This window comes from Nocardioides ochotonae, assembly GCF_011420305.2.
In the GTDB taxonomy this organism is placed as follows: Bacteria; Actinomycetota; Actinomycetes; order Propionibacteriales; family Nocardioidaceae; genus Nocardioides; species Nocardioides ochotonae.
The window spans coordinates 327,718-339,690 of record NZ_CP061769.1 but is presented as its reverse complement, the minus strand read 5'-3'; the positions used below and the strand labels follow the sequence as shown (position 1 = coordinate 339,690).

Below are 11,973 nucleotides of genomic sequence, written 5' to 3'. Positions count from 1 at the left end.
AGCACTTGTTTGGTAGTGTGCGTCGCGACAGGCCACCCGCGGAGGAGAAGAAGTGAGCGACGAAGAGACCCAGGGCGAAGCGCCCGTCGTCACCTACGAGGTGCGCGGCAGCGTCGCCGTCGTGACCCTGAACCGCCCCGAGTACACCAACGCGCAGAACTCGAAGATGACCTACGCGCTCGACGCGGCGTTCGTGCGCGCGGTCAACGACGACGCGGTCAAGGCGATCGTGCTCGCGGGTGCCGGCAAGCACTTCAGCGGCGGCCACGACATCGGTACGCCGGGCCGCGACATCGATGAGTCCTTCGACCGCAAGGCAGTCATCCACTGGGACCACGTCGGCACCGAGGGCGTCGAGTCCCGCTTCGCACGCGAGTCCGAGGTCTACCTCGGCATGTGCCGGCGCTGGGCCGAGATCCCCAAGCCGATGATCGCCATGGTGCAGGGCGCCTGCATCGCCGGCGGGCTGATGCTCGCCTGGTCCTGCGACTTCATCATCGCCTCCGACGACGCCTTCTTCGCCGACCCGGTCGTGCGCATGGGCATCCCCGGCGTCGAGTACTTCGCCCACCCGTGGGTGATGAACCCGCGCGCGGCCAAGGAGTTCCTCTACACCGCCGACCGGTTCCCCGCCCAGCGCGCCAAGGAGCTCGGCATGGTCAACCACGTCGTGCCGCGCGAGGAGCTCGAGGACTTCACCTTCGCGATGGCCGACCGGATCGCGGCGATGCCGCGCCTGGGCCTCGCACTGACCAAGAAGGCGGTCAACCAGGCCGAGGACCTGATGGGTCTGCGCGCCGGGATGGACTCCGTCTTCGGGCTGCACCACGCCGCCCACGCCCACAACGCCGAGGTCGGCCGCGACTCCCTGGCCGGCCTCGACAGCCGCGCCATGGCCAAGGCCGGCAAGCAGGCCGCAGCCCAGGCTGCGGGAAAGGACACGGTGAGCCCCGCATGAGCCACACCCACCCCGAGGGCCCCGAGCTCACCGACTCCGAGCGGGCCTTCCGCGCGGAGGCGCGTGAGTGGCTGGCCGCCCACAACCCCGGCCGACTGCCGTCGATGGACACCGACGAGGGCGCCGCGCTGCACCGCGCCTGGGAGGCGACCCTCGCCGAGGGCCGCTGGTCGGTCGTCGCCTGGCCCGAGCAGTACGGCGGCCGCGAGGCCTCGCTGACCGAGTGGGTCATCTTCGAGGAGGAGTACTACCTCGCCGGAGCCCCCACCCGGATCGCCCAGAACGGCATCTCGCTGCTGGCCCCGATCATCTTCGAGCACGGCACCCCCGAGCAGCAGGAGCGCTGGCTGCGCCCGATGACCGACGGCTCGCTCGTCTGGGCCCAGGCCTGGTCGGAGCCGGAGGCCGGGTCCGACCTGGCCGGCATCCGCTCCCGCGCCGTCCGCGACGACGAGCGCGGCGGCTGGGTGCTCAGCGGCCAGAAGACCTGGAGCTCGCGGGCGCCGTACGCCGACCGCGGCTTCGGGCTGTTCCGCACCGACCCGGAGGCCGCCCGCCACCGGGGCCTGACCTACATGACCTTCCCGCTCGACGTCCCGGGCATCACCGTGCGCCCGGTGCACCAGCTCGACGGCGACGCCGGCTTCGCGGAGATCTTCTTCGACGACGTCTTCGTCCCCGACGCCGACGTCCTCGGCGGCGTGGGCGACGGCTGGCGGGTGGCGATGAGCACCGCCGGCAACGAGCGCGGGCTCTCGCTGCGCGCGCCCGGCCGGTTCATGGCCGCCGCCGACCGGCTGCTCGACCTGTGGGCCGAGCGCGGCGCGGACGCCCCGCACCTGCGCGACCGCGTGGTCGACGCCTGGATCGGTGCGGAGGCCTACCGCCTCTACACCTGGGGCACCGTCGACAAGCTCTCCGGCGGCGGCGACATGGGCGCCGACGGCTCGGTCAACAAGCTCTTCTGGTCCGAGCTCGACCTCGAGCTGCACGAGACCGCGCTCGACCTGCTCGGCCCCGAGGCCGAGCTGCGCGGGCCCGGCGCCCCCTCCGGGGGCAGCTGGGTGGACGACCATCTCTTCTCGCTGGCCGGCCCGATCTATGCGGGCACCAACGAGATCCAGCGCAACATCGTCGCGGAGCGCATCCTCGGTCTCCCGCGCGGTGAGAACAGGAGGGCAGGGGCATGAGGTTCTCCCTGAACGACGAGCAGCGCTCGTTCGCCAGCGCCATCGACGGGCTGCTCGCGGGCGCCGACGTCCCCGCGGTCAACCGCGCCTGGGGCGCCGGCGACACCGCCCCCGGCCTGGCCCTGTGGGGCCGGCTCGCCGAGCTCGGCGTACCCGCCCTGACCGTGCCCGAGGCGGCCGGCGGCATCGGCGCCAGCCCGCTCGACGTGGTCGTGGCCTTCGAGCTGCTCGGTCGCCACGGCGTCCCCGGGCCGTGGATCGAGTCGGTCGCCGTGGCCCCCCTGCTGCTGGCCGACACCCCGCACGCGGACCTCCTCGAGGGGCTCGCCGAGGGCACGGTCCGCGCGACGCTGGCCGTCGACGGCGTGGCCCCCTACGCCCTGGACGCCGACGCCGCCACGCACGTCTTCCACGTCTCCCCCGACGGGATCGCGGTCGCCGAGGCGGGCGACGCGATCGGCTCGGTCGACCCCTCGCGCCGGCTCTTCCCGGTCACCCCCGGTGAGCGCACCCCGCTCGCCGAGGGCGTGCTGGACCGGGCACTCGACCTGGCCGCACTGGCCACCGCGGCGGCCCAGGTCGGCGCCGCCGACCGGATGCTGCGCACCGCGGTGGAGTACGTCGGCCAGCGCCGCCAGTTCGGTCGCGTGATCGGCGAGTACCAGGCGGTCAAGCACCGCCTGGCCGACGTCAAGGTGGCGCTCGACTTCGCCCGGCCGCTGGTCCACGGCGCCGCGCTCGAGCTGGAGGAGAAGTCCTCGACCGCCCCGCGCGCCGTCTCCGCCGCCAAGGTGTTCGCCTCCGAGACCGCGCACGGCGCCGGTCGCGCGGCGCTCCAGGTGCACGGCGCCATCGGCTACACCCTCGAGTGCGACCTGAGCATCTGGCTGCTGCGCTCGCGCGCGCTGCACGGCGCCTGGGGCACGGTCGCGGCCCACCGCGCCCGGGTGCTCGACCACCTGACCACCGCGCGCTGAGGAGCTGACGTGCATTTCGCCCTGACCGAGGAACAGATCGAGCTGGGCCGCGCGGTGCGCGGCCTGGTCGAGCGACGCGCCGGCAGCGTCGACCTCCGCGCCGCCATGGAGTCCGAGCGCGGCTACGACACCGAGCTCTGGCAGGCGCTCGCCGGCCAGATCGGCGTCGCCGCGCTCGCCGTGCCGGAGGAGTACGGCGGGGCCGGCTTCAGCTCCTTCGAGACCCACGTGGTCCTCGAGGAGCTCGGCCGCTCGCTCACCCCCTCCCCGCTGCTGGGCTCCGGCGTGCTGGCCACCCAGGCGCTGCTGCTCGGCGCCGGCCCGGAGGACTGCGAGCGGCTGCTGCCCGACCTGGCCGAGGGCTCGGCGATCGCCGCGCTCGCCTGGGCCGGCCGTGACGGCCGCTGGCGCACCGACGGCTCCGACGTCGTGGCCACCGGCACGGGCGCGGAGCGGACCCTGTCCGGCACCGCCACCCTGGTCCTCGACGGCGCCCACGCCGACCTGCTGCTGGTGGTCGCAACCACCGACGCCGGCGTCGGGCTCTTCGAGGTGGCCACGGACGCCGCCGGGCTGACCCGCACCGCCACGCCCGCGCTCGACCAGACGCTGCGCTTCGCCACCGTCGAGCTCGCCGACACCCCCGCGCGCACCCTCTCCGACGACCTCGGCGACGCCCTCGAGCGCCTCCACGCGGTCGCCGCGACGGCCGTCACCGCTCTCCAGGTCGGCGGCGCCGAGGCGGCGATGGACCGCACCGTGGCCTACCTCAAGGAACGCGAGCAGTTCGGGCGCCCGCTGGGGTCCTTCCAGGCGCTCAAGCACCGGGTCGCCGACATGCTGGTCAAGGTCGAGACCGCGCGGTCGATGTCGTGGGCGGCGGGCTTCGCGGCCAGCCAGGGCGCCGACGACCTGCCGCTCCAGGCAGCGCACGCCAAGGCCTGGTGCTCGGACGCGTTCTCCCACGTCGCCGGCGACATGATCCAGCTGCACGGCGGCATCGCGATCACCTGGGAGCACGACGCCCACCTGTACTTCAAGCGTGCCCACGCCACGGCCCAGCTCTTCGGCCAGGCGCACGAGCACCGGCGCAGGGTGCTGGCCAGCACCTGAGCCCGCCGCTCGGCCCGCAGCCGCCCCACGGTGGCGCGCTGCTACTCTCACCAAACAAGCGCTAGGTTAGAATGGAGTCTCGTATGGGCGACAAGACCATGCCGCTGGAGGATCTCACCCAGCACATCGAGTCCGGCATGACGATCGGCATCGGCGGCTGGGGCTCGCGGCGCAAGCCGATGGCGCTGGTGCGCCAGCTCCTGCGCAGCGACGTCACCGACCTGACGGTCGTGACCTTCGGCGGCCCCGACGTGGGCCTGCTGTGCGCGGCCGGCAAGGTGCGCAAGCTGATCTACGGCTTCGTCTCGCTGGACAGCATCGCGCTCGACCCGCACTTCCAGGCGATCCGCGAGAGCGGCGGCATCGAGACCTGGGAGTACGACGAGGGCATGTTCGTCGCCGCGCTCAAGGCCGGCGCCAACCGCCTCTCGTTCCTGCCCACCCGGGCCGGGCTGGAGAGCGCCGTGATGGAGATGAACCCGCACCTGCGCACCGTCGACTCGCCGTACGACGACGAGGTGTACGTCGCGGTGCCGGGCGTGCGCATGGACGTCTCCCTGATCCACCTCAACCGCGCCGACGCGACGGGCAACGCCCAGTACCTCGGCCCGGACCCGTACTTCGACGACCTCTACGCGATGGCCTCGACCAAGACCATCGTGTCGACGGAGAAGATCGTGCCCACCGAGGAGCTCGGCGCCTCCGCACCGCAGACCCTGCTGGTGAGCCGGATCTTCACCGACGCCGTGGTCGAGGCGCCCAACGGCGCCCACTTCACCACGTGCGAGCCGGACTACGGCCGCGACGAGGCCTTCCAGAAGCACTACGCCGCCAGCGCGAAGGACCCGGACGCCTGGAAGGCGTTCACCGACCGGTTCCTGTCCGGCGACGAGGCCGCCTACCAGGCGGCCGTCCAGCAGTTCCACGCGGAGAGCAAGGAGCAGGCATGAGCACCGACATCACCCGCGCCGAGGTCTGCGTCGCCGCATGCAGCGACGCCTGGCGCGGCTCCGGCGAGGTCCTCGCGCACGCGGTCGGCCTGGTGCCGACGATCAGCGCGCGCCTGGCCAAGCTGACCCACTCCCCCGACCTGGTGCTCACCGACGGTGAGTGCTTCTTGATGTCGGAGCCGCCGCCGCTGGGCCGCAGCGCCGCCGCGGGCGGGACCATCGAGAGCTGGGCGCCGTTCCGGCTGATCTTCGACATCCTGGCCACCGGCAAGCGCCACAGCATGATGGGCGCCAGCCAGGTCGACCGCTTCGGCAACCAGAACATCTCCTCGATCGGCGACTGGCGCAAGCCGAAGCGCCAGCTGATCGGCGTGCGCGGCGCTCCGGGCAACACCGTGAACCACCGCACCGACTACTGGATCGCCAAGCACTCCTCGCGGGTGTTCGTGGAGTCGGTCGACGTGGTCTCGGGCGTCGGCAACGACCGCGCCCGCGCCCACGGCACCCCGTCGCTGCGCTTCCACGACCTCGGCGTGGTGATCACCGACCTCGCCGTCCTCGACTACGACGACGAGGGCCGGCTCAAGGTCCGCTCGCTGCACCCCGGCGTCACCGCCGAGCAGGTGCAGGAGGCGACCGGCTTCGACATCGACGTCTCCTCCGCGGGCACCACCCGCGTCCCGGACGCCGAGGAGCTGCGCCTGATCCGCGAGGTGCTCGACCCCCGCAGCCTGCGCGACCGCGAGGTCCGCAGCTGACCGGAGGCGGTCAGCACCAGGCAGCACAGCACAGCAGCACGAAACGACTCCGGCCCGGCTCCGTGGCACTGCCACGGAGCCGGGCCGGGTCGGCTCAGGTCAGATCAGGTCGCGTCGGCCAGCAGGCCGTCGTGGACGAGCTCGAGGTACTGCTCGGCCAGCTTGTCGTGGCGCAGCTTGCCGCGGGGGTTGTACCAGCGCACCGTCGACCACATCGCGTCGCGCAGCAGGCGGTAGACGATCTTCATCTCCAGCGCGGGGCGGAAGTCGCCGCTCTCCCGGCCCGCCTCGAGCACCTCGATCCAGGTCCGCTCGATCGAGCGGCTGGTGCGGGTGACGAAGTCGAAGCCGGGCAGGTTCGCGGTCACGGCGTACTCGTTCTGGTACAGCGCGACGGCATGCTGCTGCTCGTGGATCGTGCGGAACGAGGAGCGGACGAGGCCGTCGAACTTCTCGCGCGCGCTCACGTCTTGGGCCACCACCTCGGCGTACTGCGCGTGCAGCCCCTCGAGGAAGCCGTGCAGGATCTCCCCGAGCATCGCCTCCTTGGAGTCGAAGTGGTGGTAGAGGCTTCCGGAGAGGATCCCCGCCTCGTCCGCGATGTCGCGGACGGTGGTCTGGGAGTAGCCGCGGGTGGCGAACAGCTGGGCAGCGATCGCCAGCAGCTCGGTACGGCGGTTCGAGCCGTTGGCGCCGGCGGCCTTCCGCGGCCCTCTGGCCGGTCCGGTGGGGGTCATGGGGTGGTCCCTTCTGCAACGAGCGTCGCGGATGCCGCGGACGACATTCGACTCGCAAGACGCGTGACGCGACACATCGGTCTGACGTAGGTTACCTAACAAGCACTTGGTTAGTAAGGAGCTTTCCGTGGACACTCCACGCACGATGCCGGCACTGCTCGACGAAGCCGCCCGACGCTTCGGGCACCTCCCGGCGATCGTCGACGGTGAGCACCGTCTGACCTACGCGGAGCTCGCTGACGCGGCCCGCACCGCTGCCCGAGCCTACGCCGCGCGAGGCGTCGCCCTCGGCGACCGTGTGGCGATCTGGGCCCCCAACCGGGTGGAGTACGCCGTCGCGCTGCTCGGCGCCCAGGTGATGGGCGCGGCCGTCGTACCGCTCAACACCCGCTACCGCGGCCACGAGGCCCGCGTGGTGCTCGAGCGATCCCGCGCCAGCGCCCTGGTGGTGACCAACGGCTTCCTCGGCACCGACTTCGTGGAGATGCTCGCCGGCTCCGCCGCTGCCGGCGACGCCCCGGCGAGCGACGAGCGACCCGTGCCCGGGCTGCCCGACCTGCACACGGTCATCGACCTCGGCGACGGCCCGCACCGGCCCGACACGCTGTCCTGGGACGCCTTCCTCGCCGGCGCCGAGGGCGTGAGCGAGGCCGACCTCGACGCGCTCGTCGCCCAGGTCACCCCCGACACCGTCTGCGACATCCTCTTCACCTCCGGCACCACCGGCGTGCCGAAGGGCGTCATGAGCGCGCACCGCCAGACGATCGGCGTGGCCGCCGTGTGGGCGCGCGGCGCCTCGCTGCGCGAGGACGACCGGTACGCCGTGGTGAACCCGTTCTTCCACTCCTTCGGCTACAAGGCGGGCCTGATCGCCGCCATCACCGTCGGCGCCAGCATCTACCCGGTCCAGACCTTCGACCCCGAGGGCCTGATGGCGCTCGTGGAGCGCGAGCGGATCACGGTGCTGCCCGGGGCGCCCACGATCTTCACCACCCTGATCAACCACCCGCGGCGCACCGACTTCGACCTGTCCTCGCTCCGCTTCTCGATCGCCGGCGCCGCCTCGGTGCCGGAGCGGCTCTTCGCGGAGATGCAGGAGGTCTTGGGCATCGACGCGGTCGCCCAGGCCTACGGGCTCACCGAGTGCGTCGTGGCGACCCAGTCGCGCCCGAACGAGGACCCCCTGCACGTCGCCCAGACCACCGGGCCGGCCGTGCCCGGCATCGAGGTCCGGGTCGTCGACGCGGAGGGCACCGACCAGCCGATCGGCGTGGACGGCGAGATCTGGCTGCGCGGCGACAACGTCATGCTGGGCTACTTCGAGGACCCCGAGGCGACCGCGGACGCGATCGACCCCGAGGGCTGGCTGCACACCGGCGACGTGGGACGCCTCGACGAGCACGGCTGCCTGAAGATCACCGACCGGATCAAGGACATGTTCATCGTCGGCGGGTTCAACGTCTATCCCGCGGAGGTCGAGAACGTCCTGTGCGCCCACCCCGGCGTGCTCGAGGCCGCCGTCGTGGGCATCCCGGACGACCGGATGGGCAGCGTCGGTCGCGCGTACGTCGTGACCCGGCCGGACGCGGGCGTGGGCGCCGCGGAGCTGACCACGTGGTGCCGCGAGCGGCTGGCCAACTTCAAGGTGCCGCGCGAGATCGTCGCCCTCGGCGAGTTCCCGCGCAACGCCGCCGGCAAGATCCTCAAGCGCGACCTGCGCGAGGACGCCTGAGCCCCGACGGTCTCACAGACGCAGAACGGCGCCGCCCCCGCGAGGGGAGCGGCGCCGTTCTGCGTGGTGGGGCAGGTCAGCTGAGGCGCTCGAGCACCATCGCCATGCCCTGGCCGCCAGCCGCGCACATGGTCTCGAGGCCGAACTGCACGTCGCGCTCCTGCATGCCGTGGATGAGCGTGGTCGCCATCCGCGCGCCGGTGGAGCCGAACGGGTGGCCCAGCGCGATCGCGCCGCCGTTGACGTTGACCCGGTCGATGTCGAGACCGAGCTGGTCGATGCTCGGGAGCACCTGGGCGGCGAACGCCTCGTTCATCTCGACCAGGCCGAGGTCCCCGGCGGAGATGCCGGCGCGGGCCATCGCCTGGCGGCTGGCCTCGACCGGGCCCAGGCCCATGACCTCGGGGCTGAGCGCGGAGACGCCGGTGGACACGATGCGCGCCAGCGGGGTCAGGCCGAGCTCGGCGGCGCGCCGGTCGCTCATGACCACGAGGGCGGCGGCGCCGTCGTTGAGCGGGCAGCAGTTGGCGGCCGTGACGGTGCCGTCGGGCCGGAACACCGGCTGCATCGACTGCACCTTCTCCAGGGTGACGCCGCGGCGCGGGCCGTCGTCGGTGCTGACCACGGTGCCGTCGGCCAGGGTCACCGGCGTGATGTCGCGCTCCCAGAAGCCGCGGTCGGCCGCCTGCTCGGCCAGGTTCTGGCTGCGCACGGCGTACTCGTCCTGGTCCTCGCGGGAGACCTTGCAGTGCTCGGCGACGTTCTCGGCGGTCTCACCCATCGCGAGGTAGGCGTCGGGCAGCTGGCCGAGCGAGCGCGGGTCGACCCACGGCTCGCCGGCCGCGATGCGCGCCTTGGTGCGCTCGGCGGCCTCGTCGTAGATCGGGTTCTTGGTGTCCGGCATGCCGTCGGACTTGCCCTGGGCGAAGCGCGAGACGCACTCGACGCCCGCGGAGACGAAGACGTCGCCCTCGCCGGCGCGGATGGCGTGCATGGCCATCCGCGTGGTCTGCAGCGAGGAGGCGCAGTAGCGGTGCACGGTGGTGCCCGGCAGGCCGTCGAGGCCCAGGCGCAGGGCGACCATGCGGCCGAGGTTGTAGGCCTGCTCGCCGGCCGGCTGCGCGCAGCCGAGCATCAGGTCGTCGATCTCGCTGCGGTCCAGCGCGGGCACGGCCGCGAGCGCGGCCTCGACCATCTGGGCGGCGAGGTCGTCGGGGCGCACGTCCTTGAGCGAGCCCTTGAAGGCCCGCCCGATCGGGGACCGGGCGACGGAGACGATGACTGCTTCAGGCATGGCTTTCCTTCGTTCGTGAAGCGGTGGGGACGGGGCACGGCCGGGTCGACCGGCGCCGTCTGGCGCGGATGGTCAGGAGTTCGGGGTGTGGGCGAGGAACGCCGGCCACTCGCCGCCGCCGTCGACGTTGAGCACGGCGCCGGTGATGTGGCTCGACAGCGGCGAGGCCAGCATCAGGCAGGCCGCACCGACCTCCTGCGGCGTCGCGAACACGCCCCGCGGGATGGTGGCGGCGACCTTGGCGGACTGCTCCTCGTCGCCGTAGTGGTCGGTCGAGCCGGGGGTCGCGACGAGGCCGCAGCTGACGGCGTTGACGCGGACCGCGGGCGCCCACTCCACCGCGAGGCTGGTGGTCAGGCTCTCCACGGCCGCCTTCGCCGCGCCGTACACCGCGGTGCCGGGGCTGGGGCGGCGCGCCGAGATCGAGGTGATGTTGAGCAGCACCCCTTCGCCGGCGGCCACCAGGTGGCGGTGCGCCGCGTGCGCGACGTTGACGGTGGCCATGAAGTTGAGGTCGGTGATCTTCTGGTGGAAGCGCACCGAGGCGTCGCGGAAGTCCGCGAACGGCGCGCCACCCGCGTTGTTGACCGCGACGTCGAGGCGGCCGTGGCGCTCGACGATGTCCTCGACCCAGCGCACGACCTGGTCGGCCTCGCGGACGTCCACCGCGGTGAACACCGGACGTCGTCCGTCGACCTCGCGGAGCGTTTCGGGCGTGCTGCGCCCGCAGATCTCGACCTCGGCACCAGCGCGCAGGAAGGTCTCGACGATGCCGTCGCCGACCCCGCGCGCTCCCCCGGTCACCAGCACGACCTGACCGGTCATGTCGATCGTGAACGACACGGTGATCCTCTCTCTCGGTTGCGAGCAGCATAGGCCAGTTCCCAAGCAAGTGCTAGGTTGCCGAGCATGGCTGAGCAACGATCGGACCGGGTGAGCATCGTGACCGGCGGGGCGCACGGGATCGGCGGCGCGACCTCCCACCTCCTGGCCGCCCGGGGCGACCTGGTGGTGCTCAACGACCTCGACGCCGACGGCGCCGAGGCCACCCGCGCGGAGATCGAGGCCGCCGGCGGGCGCTGCGTGACGGTGGTCGGCGACATCACCGAGGTCCCGGTCGTGGAGCGCGTCGTCGCGGCCGCGCTCGAGGCCGGCGGGCGCATCGACGTGCTGGTCAACAACGTCGGCGACTTCCGCCCGGCGTCGAAGGACTTCGCCCGCAGCCGCCCCGAGCAGTGGCAGCGCCTCTACGAGCTCAACCTGCTGCACGTGCTGACCGTGACCCACGCGGTGCTCCCGCACATGCAGGCCCAGGGCAGCGGCGCGATCGTGAACAACTCGACGGTCGAGGCGTTCCGCGGCATCCCCGGGCACGCCGTCTACTCCGCCTACAACGCCGGGGTCTCGGCGTTCACCAAGAGCCTCGCGGTCGAGGTCGGCGCGCACGGCATCCGGGTCAACGCGATCGCGCCCGACCTCGCCGACAGCCAGCAGACCCCCGCGGAGCTGATGCTCAAGGGCAAGGACCCCGAGCGGGTCGGCACCTGGGTCCCGCTCGGCCGCTTCGGGCACGTCAGGGAGTACGCCGAGGTCATCGGGTTCCTGACCTCCGACGCCGCGTCGTACGTCACCGGGCACACGATCCCTGTCGACGGCGGCACGCTGGCCGCCTCGGGCTGGTACGCCCGGGTCGACGGCAAGGGCTGGACCAACTTCCCCCTCCACACCTGACGACCCCCGAGCCCAGGAGCCCCGATGAGCGACGAGCAGTCCCCGCACCAGATGGCGATGCCCTGGTCGGCCGCCCTGCGCCCGGCCCTCTCGGACCTGGTGCACCGCTACGCCGCGCTCGGCGACCAGCGCCGACCCGGAGCGCTGGCGGCGCTGTTCACGCCCACGGGCGAGCTGGTGATCCCCACCCCGCCGGACCGGCTGGACGCGCACCGGGTGCTGGCCGGGCCCCGCAAGATCGGGGAGCACCTGGCCGTGCTCGAGGAGCTCTCGTTGACCGTGCATCAGATCGTCGGCGAGGTGTACGACGTACCGACCTCCGCCGCGCCCGGGCCGCCGAGCACCGCCACCGGGCGGGTGGCCTGCATCGCGAACCACCTCACCGGCGAGCGCAACCTGGTCTGGCACCTGCACTACGACGACCGCTACGTGCGCGAGGGCGAGCGCTGGCTGTTCGCCCGACGCGAGCTGCACATCGACTTCATCGAGACCCGCCAGGTGCGACGACACCGCTGACCTGCGAAGACGGATCG

At 72.6% G+C, this 11,973-nt stretch carries 12 protein-coding genes; 9 read left to right on the top strand and 3 right to left on the bottom strand.

Going from position 1 to position 11,973, the window contains the following annotated elements:
- The first annotated feature begins 52 nt into the window (after positions 1–52).
- From HBO46_RS01675 to HBO46_RS01650, 6 genes are all read left to right on the top strand, one after another.
- Positions 53–958 carry an enoyl-CoA hydratase gene (locus tag HBO46_RS01675; RefSeq protein WP_166137603.1) on the top strand — a complete coding sequence of 302 codons (906 nt, stop codon included), beginning with the start codon at positions 53–55 and terminating at the stop codon, positions 956–958.
- Positions 955–2,148: an acyl-CoA dehydrogenase family protein gene (locus HBO46_RS01670; protein ID WP_166137606.1), complete on the top strand. Its 1,194-nt coding sequence runs from the start codon at positions 955–957 to the stop codon at positions 2,146–2,148. The genes HBO46_RS01675 and HBO46_RS01670 overlap by 4 nt, the downstream gene beginning before the upstream one ends.
- Positions 2,145–3,125 carry an acyl-CoA dehydrogenase family protein gene (locus HBO46_RS01665; RefSeq protein ID WP_166137609.1) on the top strand — a complete coding sequence of 327 codons (981 nt, stop codon included), beginning with the start codon at positions 2,145–2,147 and terminating at the stop codon, positions 3,123–3,125. Before HBO46_RS01670 ends, HBO46_RS01665 begins: the two co-directional genes overlap by 4 nt.
- 9 nt (positions 3,126–3,134) lie before the next feature.
- Positions 3,135–4,238 carry an acyl-CoA dehydrogenase family protein gene (locus HBO46_RS01660; RefSeq protein ID WP_166137611.1) on the top strand — a complete coding sequence of 368 codons (1,104 nt, stop codon included), beginning with the start codon at positions 3,135–3,137 and terminating at the stop codon, positions 4,236–4,238.
- 83 nt (positions 4,239–4,321) lie between these two features.
- A complete protein-coding gene (locus HBO46_RS01655) occupies positions 4,322–5,188 on the top strand; it encodes a CoA transferase subunit A (RefSeq protein WP_166137613.1) in 867 nt (288 codons plus the stop codon).
- Positions 5,185–5,946: a CoA-transferase subunit beta gene (locus HBO46_RS01650; protein ID WP_153321832.1), complete on the top strand. Its 762-nt coding sequence runs from the start codon at positions 5,185–5,187 to the stop codon at positions 5,944–5,946. Before HBO46_RS01655 ends, HBO46_RS01650 begins: the two co-directional genes overlap by 4 nt.
- A gap of 104 nt (positions 5,947–6,050) precedes the next feature.
- On the opposite strand, the gene HBO46_RS01645 is transcribed toward HBO46_RS01650, so the two are convergent.
- A complete protein-coding gene (locus HBO46_RS01645) occupies positions 6,051–6,683 on the bottom strand; it encodes a TetR/AcrR family transcriptional regulator (RefSeq protein ID WP_166137615.1) in 633 nt (210 codons plus the stop codon).
- A 127-nt stretch (positions 6,684–6,810) separates the two neighbouring features.
- Here HBO46_RS01645 and HBO46_RS01640 point away from each other — a divergent pair, with 127 nt between their 5' ends.
- Positions 6,811–8,415 carry a FadD3 family acyl-CoA ligase gene (locus tag HBO46_RS01640; RefSeq protein ID WP_317983888.1) on the top strand — a complete coding sequence of 535 codons (1,605 nt, stop codon included), beginning with the start codon at positions 6,811–6,813 and terminating at the stop codon, positions 8,413–8,415.
- A 76-nt stretch (positions 8,416–8,491) separates the two neighbouring features.
- On the opposite strand, the gene HBO46_RS01635 is transcribed toward HBO46_RS01640, so the two are convergent.
- Together HBO46_RS01635 and HBO46_RS01630 are read right to left on the bottom strand one after the other, a co-directional pair.
- Positions 8,492–9,709, bottom strand: a complete 1,218-nt coding sequence (locus HBO46_RS01635; RefSeq protein ID WP_166137618.1) for an acetyl-CoA C-acetyltransferase — start codon at positions 9,707–9,709, stop codon at positions 8,492–8,494.
- A gap of 72 nt (positions 9,710–9,781) precedes the next feature.
- Positions 9,782–10,552, bottom strand: coding sequence for an SDR family oxidoreductase (locus HBO46_RS01630; protein ID WP_224769321.1), 771 nt, complete (start codon positions 10,550–10,552; stop codon positions 9,782–9,784).
- 66 nt (positions 10,553–10,618) lie between these two features.
- Between HBO46_RS01630 and HBO46_RS01625 the strand changes: the two genes are divergently transcribed.
- Together HBO46_RS01625 and HBO46_RS01620 are read left to right on the top strand one after the other, a co-directional pair.
- Positions 10,619–11,440 carry an SDR family NAD(P)-dependent oxidoreductase gene (locus HBO46_RS01625; protein ID WP_166137643.1) on the top strand — a complete coding sequence of 274 codons (822 nt, stop codon included), beginning with the start codon at positions 10,619–10,621 and terminating at the stop codon, positions 11,438–11,440.
- 24 nt (positions 11,441–11,464) lie between these two features.
- The gene (locus HBO46_RS01620) at positions 11,465–11,956 is read left to right on the top strand and encodes a nuclear transport factor 2 family protein (protein ID WP_207949871.1); all 492 of its coding nucleotides are present in this window, start codon (positions 11,465–11,467) and stop codon (positions 11,954–11,956) included.
- The last annotated feature ends 17 nt before the right edge of the window (positions 11,957–11,973 follow it).